This is a genomic window from Burkholderia sp. COPS, from assembly GCF_019425585.1.
In the GTDB taxonomy this organism is placed as follows: domain Bacteria; phylum Pseudomonadota; class Gammaproteobacteria; order Burkholderiales; family Burkholderiaceae; genus Burkholderia; species Burkholderia cepacia.
On the sequence record NZ_WIXR01000045.1, the window covers coordinates 21,845 to 42,442 of the forward strand.

At 68.4% G+C, this 20,598-nt stretch carries 17 protein-coding genes and 1 riboswitch; of the genes, 3 read left to right on the forward strand and 14 right to left on the reverse strand.

What is annotated here, in order from left to right; all coding sequences use genetic code 11:
* Window positions 1–202: 202 nt before the first annotated feature.
* Complete coding sequence (locus tag FOZ70_RS30365; RefSeq protein ID WP_219707455.1) at window positions 203–2,611, reverse strand: Ig domain-containing protein; 2,409 nt, start codon at window positions 2,609–2,611, stop codon at window positions 203–205.
* Window positions 2,612–2,627: 16 nt separating this feature from the next.
* Window positions 2,628–2,951 (reverse strand): H-type lectin domain-containing protein, encoded by a 324-nt coding sequence (locus FOZ70_RS30370; protein ID WP_059496002.1) that lies wholly within the window; start codon window positions 2,949–2,951, stop codon window positions 2,628–2,630.
* Window positions 2,952–3,341: 390 nt separating this feature from the next.
* Between FOZ70_RS30370 and FOZ70_RS30375 the strand changes: the two genes are divergently transcribed.
* On the forward strand, window positions 3,342–4,697 hold the full coding sequence (locus tag FOZ70_RS30375; protein WP_021160071.1) for a chitinase: 1,356 nt from the start codon (window positions 3,342–3,344) through the stop codon (window positions 4,695–4,697).
* Between the two features lie 125 nt (window positions 4,698–4,822).
* Here the strand turns inward: FOZ70_RS30375 and FOZ70_RS30380 are convergent, their stop codons facing one another.
* The 4 genes from FOZ70_RS30380 to FOZ70_RS30395 form a co-directional block, all read right to left on the reverse strand.
* Window positions 4,823–5,566 (reverse strand): IclR family transcriptional regulator, encoded by a 744-nt coding sequence (locus FOZ70_RS30380; RefSeq protein WP_021160072.1) that lies wholly within the window; start codon window positions 5,564–5,566, stop codon window positions 4,823–4,825.
* 60 nt (window positions 5,567–5,626) lie between these two features.
* On the reverse strand, window positions 5,627–6,793 hold the full coding sequence (locus FOZ70_RS30385; protein ID WP_059677740.1) for an acyl-CoA dehydrogenase family protein: 1,167 nt from the start codon (window positions 6,791–6,793) through the stop codon (window positions 5,627–5,629).
* 142 nt (window positions 6,794–6,935) lie between these two features.
* Window positions 6,936–8,237: a citrate:proton symporter gene (locus tag FOZ70_RS30390; protein ID WP_059496004.1), complete on the reverse strand. Its 1,302-nt coding sequence runs from the start codon at window positions 8,235–8,237 to the stop codon at window positions 6,936–6,938.
* A 114-nt stretch (window positions 8,238–8,351) separates the two neighbouring features.
* Window positions 8,352–9,548, reverse strand: a complete 1,197-nt coding sequence (locus tag FOZ70_RS30395; RefSeq protein ID WP_258025774.1) for a CoA transferase — start codon at window positions 9,546–9,548, stop codon at window positions 8,352–8,354.
* 277 nt (window positions 9,549–9,825) lie between these two features.
* Here FOZ70_RS30395 and FOZ70_RS30400 point away from each other — a divergent pair, with 277 nt between their 5' ends.
* On the forward strand, window positions 9,826–10,065 hold the full coding sequence (locus FOZ70_RS30400; RefSeq protein WP_060221761.1) for a hypothetical protein: 240 nt from the start codon (window positions 9,826–9,828) through the stop codon (window positions 10,063–10,065).
* Window positions 10,066–10,215: 150 nt separating this feature from the next.
* Complete coding sequence (locus FOZ70_RS30405) at window positions 10,216–10,638, forward strand: NUDIX hydrolase (protein ID WP_048020570.1); 423 nt, start codon at window positions 10,216–10,218, stop codon at window positions 10,636–10,638.
* Window positions 10,639–10,659: 21 nt separating this feature from the next.
* Here the strand turns inward: FOZ70_RS30405 and FOZ70_RS30410 are convergent, their stop codons facing one another.
* From FOZ70_RS30410 to FOZ70_RS30445, 8 genes are all read right to left on the reverse strand, one after another.
* Window positions 10,660–10,986 carry a low molecular weight protein tyrosine phosphatase family protein gene (locus FOZ70_RS30410; protein WP_219707456.1) on the reverse strand — a complete coding sequence of 109 codons (327 nt, stop codon included), beginning with the start codon at window positions 10,984–10,986 and terminating at the stop codon, window positions 10,660–10,662.
* A gap of 13 nt (window positions 10,987–10,999) precedes the next feature.
* Window positions 11,000–11,572, reverse strand: a complete 573-nt coding sequence (locus FOZ70_RS30415; RefSeq protein ID WP_122982944.1) for a DUF1993 domain-containing protein — start codon at window positions 11,570–11,572, stop codon at window positions 11,000–11,002.
* 182 nt (window positions 11,573–11,754) lie between these two features.
* Entirely contained in the window at window positions 11,755–12,207 is a 453-nt protein-coding gene (locus tag FOZ70_RS30420; protein WP_021160082.1) for a YaiI/YqxD family protein, read from the reverse strand.
* Between the two features lie 60 nt (window positions 12,208–12,267).
* Window positions 12,268–12,876: a VWA domain-containing protein gene (locus tag FOZ70_RS30425; protein ID WP_059653242.1), complete on the reverse strand. Its 609-nt coding sequence runs from the start codon at window positions 12,874–12,876 to the stop codon at window positions 12,268–12,270.
* 68 nt (window positions 12,877–12,944) lie between these two features.
* Window positions 12,945–14,021 carry an ATP-binding protein gene (locus FOZ70_RS30430; protein WP_219707457.1) on the reverse strand — a complete coding sequence of 359 codons (1,077 nt, stop codon included), beginning with the start codon at window positions 14,019–14,021 and terminating at the stop codon, window positions 12,945–12,947.
* On the reverse strand, window positions 14,018–17,830 hold the full coding sequence (gene cobN, locus FOZ70_RS30435) for a cobaltochelatase subunit CobN (protein WP_219707458.1): 3,813 nt from the start codon (window positions 17,828–17,830) through the stop codon (window positions 14,018–14,020). The genes FOZ70_RS30430 and cobN overlap by 4 nt, the downstream gene beginning before the upstream one ends.
* Before the next feature lie 6 nt (window positions 17,831–17,836).
* Window positions 17,837–18,925, reverse strand: a complete 1,089-nt coding sequence (gene cobW, locus FOZ70_RS30440; protein WP_219707459.1) for a cobalamin biosynthesis protein CobW — start codon at window positions 18,923–18,925, stop codon at window positions 17,837–17,839.
* Between the two features lie 26 nt (window positions 18,926–18,951).
* Window positions 18,952–20,010 carry a HoxN/HupN/NixA family nickel/cobalt transporter gene (locus FOZ70_RS30445; RefSeq protein WP_042975467.1) on the reverse strand — a complete coding sequence of 353 codons (1,059 nt, stop codon included), beginning with the start codon at window positions 20,008–20,010 and terminating at the stop codon, window positions 18,952–18,954.
* A 187-nt stretch (window positions 20,011–20,197) separates the two neighbouring features.
* Window positions 20,198–20,463: riboswitch (cobalamin riboswitch) on the reverse strand.
* Between the last annotated feature and the right edge of the window lie 135 nt (window positions 20,464–20,598).

Genomic DNA, 20,598 nt, shown 5'->3' on the forward strand with positions numbered 1-20,598 from the left:
ACCTTCCCCGTGGTTTCGGTGTTCCGGCTGCGCGACACCCTTTTCCACACCGATCACGTTTGCCGGAACGGTTGAGCGCCCTCACCGAATGCCGCGGGTGCCGCAGATATCGCCGGAATGACGCGCGCCGCACTGCCACCGTGACGCGCGTCCCGCATGCCGGCGCGGTCGCCCGCGAAATCGATGAGGGCTGCTCACTACCTCACTGCACCAAGATGGTGTAAACTGCTCGCGCGTCGGCCAGTCCCCCGTCATTCGTGGCCGTCACGGTAAACGTGTACCGCCCGGTTTTCCTCGGCGTACCAATAATCCCGCCCGTATCCTGATTGAACTGGAGGCCCGGGGGCAAACCCCCGTTGGTCACCGTGAAGCGGACGGTCGCAGGCGTATTCGTCGTGATTTTCGCGCCGTAGAGCGCGCCTTGAGTGGCGACCGGCAGGACGGCGGGGCCCAGTTGCGGTGTGGGTGCCGATACGGTCTGCGGCGCGCCGATCGGGACGCCTTCGGCATTCACCTGCTGCAACGACCAGCTTTGCCCGGGGGTGACGGACTTCAGGGTCCACGAGGTCGTCTGGTCGCGAAGCGCGGCCCTCTGCTTTTCGGTGAACGCGCCGAGATTCCTGGCGGTTTCCCACTGCTTGATCTTGTCGAGGATATCCGGCGTCTCATCTGCCGAGAGCAGGAATGCCATCGTGGACTGGAAGCCAATGCCGGCGTTGAGCGCCGCGCCGCGTGCGAGCCGGGTTTCGATCCTGGTCAACGAGACGCCCGTGATATCGAACCATCCAAGCATGCCCGGCAGGTAGTTGGCCTGGTAGAAGGCGTTGTTGCGGTACAACTGATCCATATCCAGGTTGCTCCAGTTCGCCCGGGTCAGCGTATCCCACGCGTTCGAGGTCATCCGGCTCGTCTCGCTGATGTAACCGTCGTGCCCGGTATGGGCAGCGTAGGTGCCGTTGATCAACCGGGCAATGCCAAAGCTGCCCCAGCCGGTCTGACTGGCGGATTCCACCCCGTCGAAGGAGTGGTACCGGATGCCGACTTTGTTCCTGATGGTACCCAGCCGGGTGGCGATCTCGTCGATGATGCCGAGGCCGCCGATGGCCCCGTCGTACGAATTCACGATCACCCTCGCAACCGGCGTGCCACGCGCAGCTTCGGCCGGGACGGAGCCCCACTGGCCTCGGGTCAGTCCACTGACTTTCCATTCGGTGACGCCCCTTTGGACCGCGTTGAACGAGATGAACTCATTGCCGATACGCAGCATCTGCTTGTTGATCCCGTCCTGCACCGGCACGTATCCGCCCAAAAAGAGCATGTTGCTGGTCGCGCTCAAGTTCCGGGACAACGGGGCTTGACCGCCCAAGGCCAAACGAGGGTCCGCAGGCGGCGACACGTAGGGATCGGGCGGACTGACGCTGATGAAGTCCGACATGGTATGAACGCCGACGCGTACACCGCACTCCTTCGCAGTGTCCACGAGCTTTTCAGCCCCGTTGTCGCTGCCGCCGAAGGAGGAATCGAACTGATAATGCCCGGTGGATTGCCAGGGGCCGAGATCGTACTTGGGCGAGTAGAGGTAGTTGATTCCAGCGCTATTGGCAAAGCGGGCGGCCTTGCCGACATTGCCGGTGTCGAGATCGTCCAGCACGAAAGACGACTGGCCGCTGGCCTGCGCCACTTTCTGCCACTGGCCGTTCTGGGTCGGATACGGGAGGTTTTCACCCGAGGCAATGAACGACAACAGGGTCGTCACGAGCTCCGGTGCGCTGCCGTACAGCGCAATCTTCGATCCGATGACCGAGCCCGCGCTGTCGAGCGGGCCGAGCGGGATCGGATAGTCATTGGGATTGAGCCGGTCGCGCCGGCGCGTATAGTCGAACGTGAAGGCGCGCAGCACGGCCCCCCATGACGTCTTCGCCGCCGCGCACCACGGCTCCAGCGCCGCCACGTCCACGTTGTAAGGATTGGGGATGACGTCGCTTTCCCAGCCGTATTGCGGATATTCCTTGGGCCACGCGCCTTCGGTACGGTCGTTGAGCGGCTTGAGGCCGATCGCGAATTCGTTGTCTCGCACCACGCCCGCGGCTTCGCCGACGGTCTGGTTGATCGCGACAGGCAACGGCCCCCACAGCAGCGTCTTAACGTCGGAAGCGGGATCGGTCGACACGCGGGTCACTTCAAAGGTGGCGTATCCGTTTTTCTGCAGGACGCGGACATCGACCTCGAATGCGAGGCCGGCATCGTTCACGAAGGACAGCGTGTTGTCGGCGGACGACCATCGGACGCCGGCGGGCTTCGCCAGTACGTCGTTGATCACGAGCCTGACGAGCGGGACGGATTTCCCGGGCGAGATGTAGTTGCGGCCGCTGCGCGAATCGATGAGTTCGACGACAGCGCCGGTGGCGTCCAGGCCGAGCGTCAAGTAGCCAGCCGGAATGTGTAGAGTGCTTGTCATTTTTCGACTTTCCTGACGAAAATGGCGGGCGCCGCGAGCGGCGCTGATGGCGGCCAGCCGCAGTGAATCGCTGCGGCTGGCCCGCCGCCGGAACTGCCTCGTCAACTTTCCGGCGGTGAAGCCGGCGCAGTGGGAAAGAGGCAGCGACCGCATGACTCCGGTTCGGGTTTTATTGGCTCGGAACTTCGGCGATATACGAAACGTAGAGGTTTTGCCCCCAGTCGCTGCCCGAATAATTCGGGAACACCCTGTCTTCGCGGGTGATGTTGACGTTGAATCCGGTCGTCGTGACCTGGGTCACCGTCACCGAGAACGTGTCCGGATAACTGGATCCGTCGTTGGGGTCCTGGAGGGCGGTCACGACCACAATGGGCGCGGTCGAAAACGTGCCCGGAAACGTGATCTGCGCATTGAAAGGCGGGTTGATCCAGGAATCCTGATTACCGCCCTGAACGCTTCCGACTGCCTGCTTTGCTACGATTCTTTCCAGCATGTTGAGCTCCTGATGGATGGAACGACGTAAGGTCTTGAGTGAGCCTCGCGCGAATGCACTTCGCTCGAAGACAAAGTTATGCCGCGCATGCGTCGAAAGCGATTACACGTGATTACATGATCGAGGCGGCCATCAAGGGGCGTCGAAAGCGACGATTTCATGTCGAAATCGTCGGCAATTTTGTCCTGGTCCGCGCCCGATGCATGACGGAACGATGTCGAATCGGCAAGATCGTTACGTATCGGGAATCAAATAACAAAAAGAACAACTAACCATTCACTATTCGACGCGAATCCTCCAAGATGGGCACGCCGCCGGCCGGGCATGCCCGGTCGCCCGACCGGCGGCGATACGCGGGCCAGCGTATCCCTCTTCCACTTGGAGAACACAATGCACAACAATGTGTTGCCGCGTTTCATCCCGCGCGCGTTTGCCGCGGGTTGCCTGCTCGCCGTGGCGAGCGTGTCCCAGGGCGCCGGCGTCTATGCGCCCTATGTCGACGTGACGCTCTATCCGACGCCGCTCGTCGACCAGATCGGCGTCCGGCAAGGCATCCAGCAGTTCACGCTCGCGTTCGTGGTCGCGGGCAACGGGTGTACGCCGTCGTGGGGCGGCGTGCAGCCGATCGGCAACGGCGCGAGCGGCGGCCTGCTGACCGCGCTGTCGACGTCGATCGCGAGCTATCGCGCGAAAGGCGGCGAAGTCGCCGTGTCGTTCGGCGGCGCGAACGGCACGCCGCTGATGCAGGCATGCTCGACGGTTCCCGCGCTGGCGGGCGCGTACCAGACCGTGATCGACACGTACGGCCTCACGCACATCGACTTCGACATCGAGGGCGCGTCGCAGCTCGACACGGCCGCGGTCGCGCGCAACTTCCAGGCCGTCGCCCAGCTGCAGGCGAGTTATGCGGCGAAAGGCAAGCCGCTGCACGTCACGCTGACGCTGCCGACGATGCCGACCGGGCTCACGCAGGACGGCCTGAACGTCGTCAACGCGGCGATCTCGAACCGGACCGTGTTCGATGCGGTGAACGTGATGGCGATGGACTACGGCCCCGCGAACATCGACATGGGGGCCGCCGCGATCAGCGCCGCGCAGGCGCTGTACGCGCAACTCGATACGGCCTTCAAGTCGGCCGGCCAGCCGAAGACCAACGCCCAGCTCTGGCAGATGGTCGGCGTCACGCCGATGATCGGCGTGAACGACGTGCAGGGCGAAACCTTCACGCTCGCGAATGCGCAGAGCGTGCTGAACGCGGCGGTCGCCAACGGCTACGGCTTCTTCGGCAACTGGTCGGTCGGCCGCGACCAGGCGTGTCCGTCCGGCGGCACGTATGCGTCGCCGACCTGTTCGGGCGTCGCGCAGCAGCCGTACGCGTTCGCGACGATCTTCAGGCAGCTCGACGGCAAGTGGGGTGCGGGCGTCACGCAGGATCCGAACTACGGCGGCGGCTCGGACGGCGGCACGCCGCAACCGGGCGCGCCCTGGGCAGCCGGCCAGGTCTACACGGCCGGCGCGACCGTCACCTACCAGGGCACGACGTATCAGGCGCAATGGTGGACGCAGGGCGACGTGCCCGGCCAGGCCGCCGTGTGGAAACCGGTGGGCGGCGGCACGGCCACGTGGTCGGCGACCACCGCGTATTCAGGCGGCACCTGCGTGATGTACCAGGGCGCGAAATACTGCGCGAAATGGTGGACGCAAGGCGACAACCCGAGTGCGGGCGGTGTGTGGGTGAAGTCTTGATGCCGCGGATCGGCCGTCGCTAGGCCTGCACGTGCATCGGGGGCCGTTCACGGCGATCGCGGCCCGATCGCCGGCGGACGGCCCGCTTCGCTTGCCGGCCCTCGTCCGGCACGCCCCGCCCGCCGTCAGCCGCGCGCGTGCTCGGCGAGCAGCCGGGCCTTCGCGTCGACGAGCAGCGCCGCATGCGTATCGCGATGCTGGCGGATCCGCTCGGACGGCCCGACCACCGACAGCCCGTACCAGTCGCCGTCTAGCGTCAGCGCAACCGCGATCGCCGACAGCTCGGGCGCGCTCTCGCCGAAGTTCTCGGCCCAGCCGAGTTCGCGAAACCGTGCGGTTTGCGCGACGAGCGCGGGCAGGTCCGCCACCGTCGCGTCGGTGAAGCGCTCGAACGGCAACTGCGCGCCGAGCGCCTGCTGCGCGTCGCCGGCCAGTTCCGCGAAGATCGCCTTGCCGATCGAGTTCGCATGCAGCGGGCGCAGTTCGCCTGGCTCGCGCGTATAACGGATCGCCTGCTCCGATTCGACGACGTCGAGGTAGGTGACCGACACGCCCTGGATCTTGCCGAGCACGGCCGTCTCGCGGCTCGCGTCGCGCAGCGCGACGAGATGCGGATGGACGATGTCGACGACCGGGTCGGTCGCGTCGATCGCCGCGGCGATCGTCTGCAGGCGGCGCGTCGGGTAGTAGCCGCCGCGCCTGCGCACTTCGTACAGGTAGCCGCGGCTCACGAGCGTGCGCGCCATCGCGAGGCAGCTCGACGCCGGCACATTGAGCAGGCGCGCGAGTTCGGTGAGCGGCAGCGGCCGCCGTTCGGCAGCGAACAGCTCGAACAGGTCGAGCGTGCGGGCAACGAGTTTGACGTCCATGACGAGCGCTTGAATCGGAACGGGAAACCGCGCGCCGGGCCGGCCGCCGGGTCGGTACGGTCAGTACGACTTCGGCAGCCCGAGCACCTTCTCCGCGATGTAGCAGAGGATCAGTTGCGGGCTCACGGGCGCGAGCCTCGGAATCATACACTCGCGCAGGTAGCGTTCGACATGGTATTCCTTCGCGTAGCCCATCCCGCCGTGCGTCGCGACCGCCGTCTGGCACGCCTGGAACGCGGCTTCCGCGCCGAGGTATTTCGCGGCGTTCGCTTCCGCGCCGCACGGCTGCCCCGCGTCGTAGCGCGTCGCGGCCTTCATCACCATCAGCCACGCGGCCTCGAGCTGCATCCACGCCTGCGCGAGCGGATGCTGGATCGACTGGTTCTGCCCGATCGGCCGGCCGAACACGACGCGCTCGCACGCATACTGCGTCGCGCGGCGCAGCGCGGCCTGCCCGAGCCCGATCGCCTCCGCCGCGATCAGGATGCGCTCCGGATTCAGCCCGTGCAGCAGATAGCGGAAGCCGTCGCCTTCGTTGCCGATCAGGTCGCCTTCCGGCACGCGCAGGTTGTCGATGAACAGCATGTTCGAATCGACCGCCTTGCGGCCCATCTTCTCGATCTCGCGCACCTCGACGCGCGACCGGTCGAGATCGGTGTAGAACAGGCTCAGCCCGTCGGTCGGCTTCGCGACCCGGTCGAGCGGCGTCGTGCGCGCGATGATCAGCATCTTGTTCGCCACCTGCGCGGTCGAGATCCAGATCTTGCGCCCGCTCAGCACGTAGTGGTCGCCGTCGCGGCGGGCCTGCGTGCTCAAGTGCGTGGTGTCGAGGCCCGCATCGGGTTCCGTCACCGCGAAGCACGCCCTGTCGCGCCCGGCGATCAGCGGCGGCAGGAAACGCGCCTTCTGTGCGTCGTTGCCGAACACCTGCACCGGGTTCAGCCCGAAGATGTTCATGTGGACGGCCGATGCGCCCGACAGGCCGGCACCCGATGCGCTGATCGTGCGCATCATCAGCGCGGCCTCGGTCATCCCGAGCCCGGCTCCGCCGTGCGCCGGGTCCATCGCGATGCCGAGCCAGCCGGCCTCGGCAAGCGCCGCGTGGAAATCGGCGGGAAACCCGCCCGCGCGATCGCGTTCGAGCCAGTAGTCGTCGCCGAAGCGCGCACAGATTTTCTCGATCGCGCTTTCGATTGCGCGCTGGTCGTCGGTCAGGTCGAACTGCATGGATGGCTCTCCGGGAAAAGGCCGAGCGGCCGCGCCGCTCTGAGGAAAATGCGAGGCGGCGCCAGGGGTTGCGCCCGGCGGAACGTCCCCTTGCGGGATGACCCCGTCGGGGCGCCGGCACGGCGCGGCAGGCCTGGGGCGCTCACAACGGAAACACGCCGACGATCACCGCGGCGAACACCATCAGCACCGTGGCGGCGAACAGGAACGGAATCGTGAATTTCTGATGCTCGGCGAGCTCGACGCCGGTCAGGCCGACGATCAGGAACGTCGCGGGCGTGAGCGGGCTCACCGGGAACCCCGTCGTCATCTGGCCGAGCAGCGCGGCCTGCGCCATCTGGATCGGCGGCACACCGAGCAGCTTCGCGCTTTCCGCGAGCACCGGCAGCACGCCGAAGTAGAACGAATCGGGGTCGAACAGCAGGCTGAGCGGCATCGACAGCAGCCCGAGCACGAACGGCATGTGGCGCGCATGCTCGACCGGCACGTGCGCGACCACCACGTCCGCCATCGCCTTCAGCATCCCGGTGCCGGACATGATGCCGGTGAACGCGCCGGCCGCGAGCAGCACGCTCGCCATCATCAGCGCGGCCTTCGCATGCGCGTCGATCCGCTCGCGCTGGGCCTGCACGTCCGGGTAGTTGATCACGAGCGCGGCGACCGTGCCGAGCATGAACATCACCATCGGGTCGACGATGCCGGACACGAGCGTGACGAGCACCACGAGCGTCAGCGCGAGATTGATCCGGAAGCGTTCCGGCCGGCGTAACGCGCGCTCGGCATCGGTCAGCGCACGCGGCGCGATCGCGAGCGGCGCCGCGCCGGCACGATCGAGCCCGAGGCGTTTCGCCTCGCGCACGCCGAGCACGTACGCGGTGCCGAATACGAACACGAGCCCGACGATCTGCACCGGAATCATCGGCATGAAGATCGCGGAACCGGGAATGTGCAGCGCCGCCGACGCCCGCAGCATCGGCCCGACCCACGGCAGGAAATTGACGCCGGCCGCCATCGACGCGACGCACGCGAGGATGCGCCGATCCATTCCGAGCCGCGTATAGAGCGGCATCATCGCGGGCAGCGTGACGAGAAACGTGACGGCGCCGGAGCCGTCGAGGTGAATCAGCAGCGCGAGCAGCGCCGACCCCATCACGATGCGCGGCGGATGGCAGCCGATCACGCGCAGCACGCCTGCGATGATCGGGTCGAGCATCCCGGCGTCGGTGAGGATACCGAAAAAAAGAATCGCAAAAACGAACATCCCGGCGATCGGGCCGATGTTCTGTACGCCGTGCACGATGAACTTGCCGGTCGCGAGCCCGAAACCGGCCGCGAGCGACGCGGCCACCGGCACGACGATCAGCGCGACGAGCGGCGACAGCCGCTTCGTGATGATCAGGCCGAACAGCGCGACGATGGCGATCGCGCCGATCCATGCAAGCATGATGCGTCTCCTCTTCAGCCGGTGCGCCCGTGCGTGGCTCGGCGTGGGGGTTCGAATGGTCGTGCGGCACAGCGCCGCCGGTCGCGCGGTACGCGCCGGCGGCCGCGATGCCGGTCAGTTCCGGCGCGGGGCGTTATCGCGGTCGTTATCGCGTTCGGCAGTGCAGCCGGTCGTGCCGGCGTCGGCGAATACCTGCGCCGCGTGTTCGTTCAGCGCGGGCGGCGGCCGCCGGTACGCGGCCGGCGTGCGGCCGAGCTTGATCGGCGACGCGATGCCGCGATGCCGGCCCAGCTCGACTTTCATCGCCCGATGCGCGACATGCGGATGATCGAGCGCCGCATCGAGCCCGAGCACCGGCGCGCACGGCACGCCGCGGCGCATCAGCTGCTCGGCGAGCGCCGCGCCGTCGTGCGCGGCCAGCGCCGTTTCGAGCAGCGTGCGCAGCACGGCGCGGTTCGCACTGCGCGCGCGGTTGTCCGCGAAACGCGGGTCGCCGGGCCAGTCGCGCGTGCCGAGCACGTCGCACAGTGCCGCGAACTGCCCGTTGTTGCCGACCGCGAGAAAGATGTCGACGCTCGCCGTCGGAAAGCTGTCGTACGGCGTGATGTTCGGATGCGCGTTGCCGGTGCGCACGGGCGCGTTGCCCGAATGGAAGAAGTTCGGCGTGTGCGGATGCAGGATCGACAGCGCGCAGTCGAACAGCGTCGCTTCGACGAACTGGCCGCGGCCGCTCGCGTCGCGCTCGCGCAGCGCCATCAGCACGCCGAGCGCCGCGTTCAGCCCGGTGACGAGATCGACGATCGGCACGCCGACCCGCAGCGGCGCGCCGCCCGCTTCGCCATTGACGCTCATCAGCCCCGCGAGCGCCTGCACGGCCGCGTCGTAGCCGGGCAGCCCGCCGAGCGGGCCGTCCGCACCGAAACCCGACACACGGCAATGGACGAGGCGCGGAAACCGCGCATGCAGCGCGTCGAAACCGAGCCCCCAGCGCTCCATCGTGCCGATCTTGAAGTTCTCGACGATGGCGTCCGCGCCTTCGAGCAGGCCGAGCAGCCGCTCGCGGTCGGCCGGTTGCGTCAGGTCGAGCGCGATGCCGAGCTTGTTGCGGTTCACGCCGAGGAAGTACGACGCGGTATCGCCGTCGAACGGCGGCCCCCACGTGCGCGTTTCGTCGCCGGACGGCGGTTCGACCTTGATCACCTCCGCGCCGTGGTCGGCAAGGATCTGCGTGGCGTACGGGCCGCCCAGCACCCGCGACAGATCGATGATGCGCAATCCCGCCAGCGCGCCCTGCTGCTCGTGTTCCGCCATGCGTCCCGCTCCTGGTTCCGGTTGATCGGACTGCCGGTTCCGGCAGGTCCGGCGCCTGCGGCGCGACCGTCCGGATTCGACGAATAATTCTTGTGTGTGAATTTATATTCACATTGGAGAATTATGTTGTCAACCCCGGCGGCACCCTGAGACCGTGCGGAAGACTTCGCCGTGCGCAGGTGGAGACGACACCCGACACAGGCCGGTTGCGATGGCACCCCGCCTTTCGCTAAGCTGGCGGGAAACCTCAATCTCGAAAAATTCAGGCGGACTATTCATGAAACGGATGCTGCTGGCGGCCTTCGTACTGGCGTCGACGCTGGGTGTCGGACATGCGCAGACCCAGACGTACCACTTCGGCGAGGGACAGACGCAGATGCCCGGGGGAACGCCGCACGCCGCCGCGCCAACCGCACGGCACGCGAGCCCGCCGCCCCACCATCGGCGTACCGTTCACAAGCGCCGCCATCCGCGCCACGTGAAGCCGACGCGCAGCGGGATCTATAAGCACACGTGACCCGGCGTCCGTTGCGCGACGCCGTGCATGGAACTGTCATGAACGACCGGTAGGATCGCTGCGGCTGCCTGCAAGCCGTCGCGGCCCGCCGCCGGGCAACGCGCCGCCGATGCGCACTTTCTCCACGATTCAGCACCTGTTTTGCCGAACATGAGTACCGGGCCGGACACCCTCGCCGTCATCAAGGAACGCGCCACGATCGTGTGCCGCCAGCACGGCAGCGTGCTGCTGGTCGCCCGCACCGCGTCGCGCTGGTCGCTGCCGGGCGGCACGATCCGGCGCGGCGAGACGCCGCTCGACGCCGCACTGCGGGAGCTTGCCGAGGAAACACGGCTGGAGGGGCTCGCACTCGACTACGCGGTGCAGTTCGGCGGGCTGACGAAGCTCCACCACGTGTTCGTGGCCGACGTGCCGGCGCACCTGACGCCGCGCGCGAGCAACGAGATCGCCCGCTGCAAGTGGTTCACCGCCGACCGGCTCGACACGCTCCGGGCGAGCGTGCCGACGCGCAAGATCATCGAGTTGCTGCGGCTCGACTGTTTTTCGGCGATCGCGAACGGCCGGCTGCGCTGACGTCGATCCCGCCCGCGCGCGTCACGTGCGCAGGAACGGGCCGGCCTTGCGTTCGAGCAGCGTGACGAGTTCGGGCTGCATGTACGCGTAGCGATCGGGAATGTCGAGGCAGACGACCTTCTTGTGCCGCAGATGCGTACCAAATTGCGCGGCCAGCCTGGTCTTGTGCGCGCGCTCCATCACGAACACGACATCGGCCCAGTCGAGCTGCTCGGCGCACACGTGTGTGTCCGCATCGGGCGCGAGGCCCGCCGAATCGGTTTCGACACCCGACCACGCGGCGAATACCGCTTCGGCTGTCGGGCTGCGCAGCCGGTTGCGGCTGCAGACGAAGAGTGCCCGCGTCACGTCGCCGCGAGGTTCAACCTTGCGGAATCGTGCCCGGCCGGACGTACGCAAGCATGTGCGGCACGTAGTCGGCCTTGCCGAGTTCGACGCCATGGTGACGCAGGATCCCGTAAGCGGTGATCGCGTGGAAATTGAACTGCGGCAGTGCCCAGTCGCGCGCGTACTGTTCGCCCGTCATGTCGAACGCGATCCCGTTCGGCATCTCGAGCGCGATCGGCAGCGCGCCGCCGCCGTCGAGCGCATCCGGCGCGAGTTCGCCGAGAAATGCGAGCGTGCCGGCGATGATCGCCTGCGCATCGGCGAGCGAGCCGGGCTGCGCATCCGCATTCCATCCCGCCTCGCGCAAGGCCAGCAGCGCAGCCGGCAACGGTTCGCCACGCAGCCGGTGGATGGGCTCCATGGCCTGGAAGCACGAGAAGCGCACCTGTGCCGCGAGCGGATACATGTCGGGCGCCAGCTTCAACGTCATCGCCGTGTCGGGCGCGTCGCCCGCGGCCTGCCGGTGCGCAGCGGCCTTGTCGAGCCACGCGGTCTGTGCGCGCAGCATGTGGGTGAAGGTCGGAACGAGAAGTTGGGTCGGTGTCACGCGTGCGCTCCTGGGTCGGGTTGTCGTTTGCGCCACGATAGCAGCGTCGGTGCAAACGTGCATCCCGGCCCGGGTGATGAGCGCGATTCGATGCGGATTCAACGATCCGGCAAGGTGACGCAAGCGTGCGCGTGTTCCCCTACCGCAAGACGATCACGGCGCGCGGCCGTTGCTGCCCGGCCTCAAGGCTTGCCGTGCCGGGCCAGGAACCGGTCGAGCTGCGATGCAAACGCCTTGCCGTCGCGCGCGCTGAACGGCGCCGGTCCGCCCGTGTCGATCCCGGCGCTGCGCAACTGGTCCATCATCGCGCGCGTCGACAGGCGTTCCTCGATGTTCTCGCGGCTGAACCAGTTGCCGCGCGGGTCGAGCGCATGCGCGCCCTTGTCGAGGACGGCGGCGGCCAGCGGGATGTCGGCGGTGATCACGAGGTCGCCGGCTTCCGCCAGCTCGACGATCCGCGCATCGGCCACGTCGAAGCCGGCCGGCACCTGCACCGCCTTGATGAACGGCGACGGCGGCGTGCGCAGGAACTGGTTCGCGACCAGCGTCACGCAGATTTCGGCACGACGCGCGGCGCGAAACAGCATGTCCTTGATGACGGCGGGACACGCGTCGGCATCGACCAGTACTTGCATGGCGGTTTTTTCCAGTGGGCAGAAGCAGAAGCGGCGATCATAGCGCACCGCGGCCGGCGATCAGCCGGCGCGGCCCGTGCACAGCGCGTCGGCCGTCACCCACTGCGCGCCCCACGCGGCGGCCAGCCGCTCGCCCTGCCCGATCCGCACGGCCGCATCGTCGAAGTCGACGAACACGACGTGATCGGCCGCCGCGGGTTTGGCCGGCATCTCGCGCGTGCGTCCGTCGGACAGCACCCACAGCCAGCGCTGCTTGTCCGGGTCGCGCCGCGCCGCGCGCGCGAGCAACTGCGCGGCGGCCGCGATGCCGTCCGCGAGCGGCGTACCGCCGCCACCGTCGACCGGTTCGAGCCAGCGCGCATTCCACCAGCGCGGCACGGCCGGGCCGAAGCGCCGCGCCGCGCCGTCACCGCCGAAACAGATCAGCGCGGTTTCGACCCGATCGCGCGCGGCCTCGTCGAAATACGCGACGATCAGCCCCTTTGCCAGTGCGAGCCGCCCGTGCGACAGCATCGACGCCGAACAGTCGAGCACGAAGCAATGCAGCGCATCCGGTGCGCCAGCCCGCTTGCGGAAGCGCAGATGGCCGCGATGCAACGGATCGCCGCGCTTCGCGGCGAACGTCGCCGGCCATGCGACGGCCGTGCCGGTGCGCGCCGTACCCGGCACGCGCGCGGCTGCGCCTGGCTGCCATCGAGGACCGCGAACGGCGTTCGCGGCGGCGCCGGCTCGATGGCTCAGTGTTTTTTTAGCGGCAGCGGCACCACGCTTTTCACGTCGCGCAGCCCCGCCGGCTCGGGCCGCAGGTAGCCCCAGTCGGCCTGCGCGACGGCGGCGCCGTTTCCGCTTGTGGCCGGTTGATCGTCCGGCTGCTGGCGTGCGTCCGGCGGCGAACGGTCGTCGCGCGCGCGATCCGGCTGCGACGCTCCGGACGACGGCGGCGCACCGGCATGGCGCCGGTGCCGCAGCACGGCTTCGGCCACGCGCGCCACATGCGACACCGTCACCGCATCGGCCTGCTCCAGTGCGGCGAGCGCGCGCGCCGCGCGCAACATCACGAGGTCGGCACGCAGCCCGTCGACGGCCGCGTCGATGCACAGCGCGCTGACGTGCGCATGCACCGCATCGCCGAAATCGAGCGTCGCCAGCCGGGCGCGCGCCGCGCGAATCCGTTCGCCGAGTGCGCGCTGCGCGGAGGCATGGCGCGCGCGGAACGCCTCCGGATCGAGATCGAATGCAAGCCGCGCCTTCACGATCCGCTCGCGCTGCGCGGCGTCGAAGCAGTTCTCCAGTTCGACCATCAGGCCGAAGCGGTCGAGCAGTTGCGGACGCAGCTCGCCCTCCTCGGGATTCATCGTGCCGACGAGCACGAAGCGTGCGTCGTGCGCGTGCGACACGCCATCGCGTTCGACGATGTTCACGCCGCTCGCGGCGACGTCGAGCAGCGTATCGACGAGCCCGTCGGCGAGCAGGTTCACCTCGTCGACATACAGCACGCCGAGATGCGCCCGCGCGAGCAGGCCCGGCCGGAAGCGCACGCCGTTGTCGGCGAGTGCATGCGCGAGGTCGAGCGTCCCCGTCACCTGCTCGTCGCTCGCCGACAGCGGCAGCGTGACGAACTGCCCTTCGGGCAACAGCTCGGCGAGGCCGCGCGCGGCGGTCGATTTCGCGGTGCCGCGCGGGCCGCTCACGAGCACGCCGCCGAGCGACGGGTCGATCGCGGCGAGCAGCAGCGCCTGCTGCAGCGCGTCCTGTGCGACGAGCGCCGCAAACGGAAAAACCGCGCGCGCGCGGTGCGTCGTCGGATCGGTCATCGCCGTCCCCCTTCCTGGAGTTGTTCGCTGTCGAGCCAGACCGTTTCGATCCGCTCGCGATAGTCGCCCGGTTGCTGCCACAGGCCGCGCTGCATCGCCTCGACGAAGCGTTCGCAGATGCCGTGCAGCGCCTTCGGGTTGTGCCGTTCGAGGAACGCGCGGGTGGCGTCGTCGAACAGGTACGCGTCGGCGACGAGCGCGTACTGGTGGTCGGACAGCACGCGCGCGGTCGCGTCATAGCCGTACAGGTAGTCGACGGTCGCCGCCAGCTCGGCCGCGCCCTTGTAACCATGGCGCTTCACGCCGTCGAGCCATTTCGGGTTGACGACGCGCGAACGGATCACGCGCGCGATTTCCTCGCGCAGCGTGCGCATCTTCGGCGCGACCGGGTTCGCGTGGTCGCCGTGGTAGATGCTCGGCTGCTGCCCGGACAGGTGCCGCACCGCCGCGGTCATCCCGCCCTGGAACTGGTAATAGTCGTTCGAATCGAGGATGTCGTGCTCGCGGCTGTCCTGGTTCTGCACGACCACGTCGATCGTCGCGAGCCGCTCGCCGAACACGTCGGCCGCGGCGTCGCCCGCGCTGTTCTGCGCATACGCATGGCCGCCCCACTGGCGGTACGCCTCCGCGAGATCGGCGTCGGTCTGCCAGCGGCGCTGGTCGATCAGGTCTTGCAGGCCCGCGCCGTAGCTGCCCGGCCGCGCGCCGAACACGCGCCAGCCGGCGCGGCGGCGCGCTTCGTCCGGCGCCACGCCCTGTGCGACCCACTTCGCGCGTTCGCGCTCGATGCGCGCGCGGATCGGGTTCAGTTCCTCCGGCTCGTCGAGCGCGGCCACCGCCTGCACCGCTGCGTCGAACAGATGCATCAGGTTCGGGAACGCATCGCGGAAGAAACCCGATACGCGCAGCGTCACGTCGATGCGCGGCCGGTCGAAGATCTCGATCGGCAGGATCTCGAAATCGGTCACGCGGTGGCTGCCGTGCGCCCATTTCGGCCGCACGCCAAGCAGCGCGAACGCCTGCGCGATGTCGTCGCCGCCCGTGCGCATCGTCGCCGTGCCCCACACCGACAGCCCGATCGCGCGCGGATAATCGCCGTGATCCTGCAGATGGCGCTCGATCAGCTGCTGCGCGGATTTCAGGCCGAGCGACCACGCGGCCTGCGTCGGCACCGCGCGCGTGTCGACCGAGTAGAAATTGCGGCCGGTCGGCAGCACGTCGGGGCGGCCGCGCGACGGCGAGCCGCTCGGCCCCGGCGGCACGAAGCGGCCGTCGAGCCCGCGCAGCAACTGACGCATTTCCTCGCCGCCGCACGCGTCGAGCGCCGGCAGCAGCGTCGCGCGGACGCGCTCGATCACGGCGAGCGTGTGCGGCCAGTCGCCGGGGGGCGGCGCGTCTTCCGCGCCCGTATGGCTGCCGTCGGCTGCACACAGCCTGTCCAGCCATTGCTGCGCGAGCCGTTCGAGCCGCTCGCGCGTATCGCCGGCATGGCGCCACGGCGATGCGTCGAGCGCGTGCAGGATCGCCGGTCGCGGGCCGACCCACGGCGCGGCCCAGTCGGCCGCGAGCGGGTCGAAATCATCGCCGAGCGCAAGATCGCGCGCGAGCGCGCCGATCAGTCCTGCGCGTGCGCCCTTGCCGTCGCCGACCGGAAAGCGCGCGAGCGCCAGCAGCGTGTCGCGCCGCTGGCGCCCGGCCGGCGACACGCCGAACACGTGCAGCCCGTCGCGAATCTGCGCTTCCTTCAGTTCGCACAGCCACGCGTCGACGCGCGTCAGCAGCGCATCCTCGTCGCCCGCGTCGCGCGGCGGCGACACGCTCAGCTCGTCGTGCAGACGATGCTCGGCGATCGTCGCGAGGATCGTCTTGCGCAGCAGCTTCGCGCGCCGCGCATCGACCATCAACGCTTCGTAGTATTCGTCGACCTGCCGCTCGAGATCCTGCAGCGGGCCGTAGTTTTCCGCGCGCGTGAGCGGCGGCATCAGGTGATCGACGATCACGGCCTGCGCGCGGCGCTTCGCCTGGCTGCCCTCGCCCGGATCGTTGACGATGAACGGATAAAGATGCGGCAGCGGCCCGAGGGTCAGGTCGGGCCAGCACGCGTCGGACAGCGCGACGCTCTTGCCCGGCAGCCATTCGAGGTTGCCGTGCTTGCCGAGGTGGATGACCGCGTCGATGCGATACGCATCGCGCAGCCAGAAATAGAACGCGAGATACGCATGCGGCGGCACGAGATCCGCGTCGTGGTAGCTCGCGTAGTCGTTCTCGCCGCGCGAGCGCGACGGCTGGATGCCGACGAACACGTTGCCCGCGCGCCAGCCGGCGATCGTGAAGCGCCCTTGCCGCAGCGTCGGATCGGCTTCGGGCGGGCCCCAGCGTTCGTTCAGCGCATCGCGCACGGCGGCCGGCAGCCGCGCGAAATGCGCAACGTAGTCGGCCAGCGGGAAGCTCTGGAAGGCGGGGCGCAGCGCATGCACGGCCGCGTCGTTGGTCACGCCTTCGGTGAGCCGCGCGATCAGCGCGTCGCCGTCGGGCGGCAGGTCGGCCACCGCGTAGCCCGCGTCGCGTAGCGCCGCGAGCACGCGCAGCGCGGACGCCGGCGTATCGAGCCCGACACCGTTGCCGATCCGCCCTTCGCTTTGCGGATAGTTCGCGAGAATCAGCGCGACGCGCTTGCTCGCGTTGTCGAGCGTGCGCAGCCGGCACCAGCCGCGCGCGAGCGCCGCGACGAACGCGATCCGCTCGGCGTCCGGCTGGTAGCGCACGACGTCGACCTCGGTATGCGGGCAGCGGTACGCGAGCCCCTTGAAGCTCACCGCGCGCGTGACGATCCGGCCGTCGACCTCGGGCAGCGCGATGTGCATCGCGATGTCGCGCGCATGCAGGCCCTGGTTGTCGGCTACCCACGCGTCGCGATTGCCGCCGGACAGGATCACCTGCAATACCGGCGCGTCGCCGGCGAGCACGTCGTGTTCCGGGCTGTCGATCGCGCCGGCCGCGAACGCGGTCGTGTTCAGCACGAGTGCGACGTCGTGCGTGTCGCAGAGCTGCGTGATGACTTCACGGCTCACCGCATCCTTCAGCGACGTGACCGCGATCGGCAGCGGATTCAGCCCCTCCTGAACGAGCGCATCGGCCAGCGCGTCGAACACGGCCGTGTTCGCGGCCTGCCAGTGCGCGCGATAGAACACGATCGCGACGACCGGTGCGCCCGGCGTCCAGCGCGGCCGCCAGTCGTCGACGCTCGCGCGGTCGCGCGCCGGGTGATACAGCGCGGCGGCCGGCAACGGGCGCGGCGGTTCGGGTTCGTCGCCGAACCCGAGTGTGTGGAATGCGATGCTGCGCAGCAGCGCCTCGGCGTTGTGCACGCCGCCTTCGCGCAGGTAGCGCCACCACAGCCGGCACAGGCCGGGCGCGACCGTGCTCTTCGCGACGAGGTTCGGGTCTTCCTGCAGGTCGCCCGAGAACATCGCGAGCTGCTGCGCGCGCTTCGACGCGAGCGACACGGCCTGCTCGATCCCGTACGGCCAGTACGCCTCGCCGCCGAGATGGTCGATCACGACCGCCTTCGCGTGCTGCAACACGTCGTCGACGTAGAAATCGACCGACGCCGGCTGCCGCAGGAACGTGACGTTCGCGAGCCGCACGCTCGGGAAGCCGGCCGGCAGGTGCGGCACGACGCTGGCAAGCAGCGACAGCGTCGTGTCGGCCGAGCTCAGGATCACGATGTCGGCCGGTTGCTGGTCGATCCGGACGACACCCTGCGTATCGTCGACGAAACCGCCCGGCGTGGTGCGCAGCAGATGCATCGTGCGTTACGCCTGTTGCGGTTCGGCCGCGCACGCGGCGTCGAACGCGCGTTGCAGCGCGGCCGCGTCGAGATCCTCGCCGATCAGCACGAAGCGGCTCGCGCGCGTTTCGCCGTCCTGCCAGCGACGGTCGAAATAGCTGTCGAAGCGGCGGCCGACACCCTGGATCACGAGCCGCATCGGCGCACCGGGCAGCGCGGCGAAGCCTTTCGCGCGGTAGATCGTGTGCGCTTCGACGACGCGCTGCAGCGCGGCGATCGTCGCCTCGCGCGTGCCGGCGTCGCCCGACACGACCACCGAGTCGAAATCGTCGTGGTGGTGATCGTGATTGCCGTCGTCGGCCGAGCCGTGATGGTCGTGGCGCAGGTGGATCGTTTCTTCCGATGCCGATTCGAGGCCGAGCAGCATCGCGAGATCGAGCTCGCCGCGCGTCGCGCGCACGATCTTCACCTGCGGCGGAATCTCGTCGCGGATCGCGGTTTCGATCTGCGCGAATTCCGCGTCGCCGACGAGATCGGCCTTGTTCACGATCACGAGATCGGCGGACGACAGTTGATCGGCGAACAGCTCGTGCAGCGGCGATTCGTGGTCGAGGTTCGGGTCGGCGCGGCGCTGCGCGTCGACGGCCTGCGGGTTTTCCGCGAACTGGCCGCTAGCGGCAGCCGGCCCGTCGACGACGGTCACGACCGCGTCGACCGTGAAGCTGTTGCGGATCGTCGGCCAGTTGAACGCCTGCACGAGCGGCTTCGGCAGCGCGAGCCCGGACGTCTCGATCAGCACGTGGTCGATGTCCGCGCGGCGCTCGACGAGCGCTTCCATCACCGGATAGAACTCTTCCTGCACGGTGCAGCACAGGCAGCCGTTCGCTAGTTCGTAGAGCTGGCCCGACGCTTCGCCCTGCGCACCGTCGGCATCCTCGCAGCCGATGCCGCAACCCTTGAGGATTTCGCCGTCGATGCCGAGTTCGCCGAATTCGTTGACGATCACCGCGATGCGGCGGCCTTCGGCGTGTTGCAGGATGTGGCGCATCAGCGTCGTCTTGCCGCTGCCGAGAAAGCCCGTGACGATCGTGACGGGAAGCTTGCGTAGGGTCATGGAATATCCAGGTTGGTAAGGGAGAGTCACGCCGAGATCGTCACGTCGATCTCGTCGTAGCGCTTCAGCCGGTAGATCAGGGCCGACACGAGCCAGCAGGCGAGGAACAGGCCGATCACGACATAACCGAGCATGCCGAAGTGCGACGCCACCATCGACGCGAAGTCCCATACCGGGCCCTGCAGCGACAGCTTGTCCGCGAGCAGCGCCAGCACCTCGATGCCGCCGATCAGCGCGGCGACCAGCACCGACACGAAGGTGATCGTCATGTTGTAGTAGATCTTGCGGATCGGCCGCACGTACGCCCAGCGATACGCCCCCATCATCAGGATGCCGTCGGTCGTGTCGACGAGCGTCATGCCCGCGGTGAACAGCATGGGCAGCGCCATCACGGACCAGAACGACAGGCCGCCCTGCACCTGCGCCGCCGAGATGCCGAACAGCGCGATCTCGGTCGCCGTGTCGAAGCCGAAGCCGAACAGGAACCCGACCGGATACAGGTGCCAGCTGCGCGACACGAGCCGGAACAGCGGACGGAACAGGCGCGCAAGCACGCCGCGCTGGTTCAGCAGCATGTCGAGATCGGCGTCGACGATCGGCTCGCCGCGCCGCGCGGCGCGAAACGTCCGGTAGACGGAAATCAGGATCAGCAGGTTCGCGATCGCGAGCACCAGCAGGAAGAATGCCGACACGCTCGTGCTGATCACACCGCCCCACGCTTTCATGCTCTCGAAGCGTGCGAGCGACGCGGCCGTGAGCGTCACCACGACCGACATCACGATCACGACCGTCGAATGGCCGAGCGAGAAGAACAGGCCCGCGCCGAGCGGGCTGCGGCCCTCCTGCATCAGCTTGCGCGTGACGTTGTCGATCGCCGCGATGTGGTCGGCGTCGACCGCATGACGCAGCCCGAACACGTACGCGAGCAGCGCGGTGCCGAGCAGCACGGGCTGGCCATGGAAGGCGGCGAATGCCCAGATCCATGCGCCTGCGTTGAAGGCGATCAGCAGCGCATAGATCGCGACGATCTTGCCGCGCAACCCGGACGGACTGTCGTTGAACAGGCGAAACAGCGAATCGAGCATGACGCTCCCTTGCGAACGGTCGACATGAAGAATGCCAACACGGCCGTCGCTGCGCGGCCCCGCGCGATCCGGCCCTTCGTCGCACCGGAACATGCGCGCTCGCGCAGGCGGCCGGACGTCGGGAATCGGGAAACGCTCGGGTGTCGGGCACGCTGCGGCCGTGGACGATGCGCCGCCTCCCCGCGGCGCTGAACCCCAACGTTTAGGCCGGTATCCGGGCTGACGAACACGCCGCTTCGCCTTCCCGGATGCGCAAGGCATCCAGTGGCGGTCGTCCGCATGCGCGCGGCATGCGGCGAAGCGGCGCTGCATCGCGGCGGGCACGATGCGTTCGCTTACCGTTGCGGGGGCAGCACAGGTTGGCTCGACTGCGACGCAGGCAGGCTCCCTGTTTCCCGTTTAACTGCGCGCGCCGGAGCGGCGCGCGCGAGCACCAAAACGCGTGCGAGTGTAGGCGCCGGGGGCGGGAGCGTCAAGGCGGCGGGTGGCCAGGCCGGCCGGATGAACCGGCGGGCAGCGATCCGGCGCGGGTATGCCGGGGAAATCGTTCGACTGCCTGGCGCACCCGACAACCCCGTGCGGGATCGA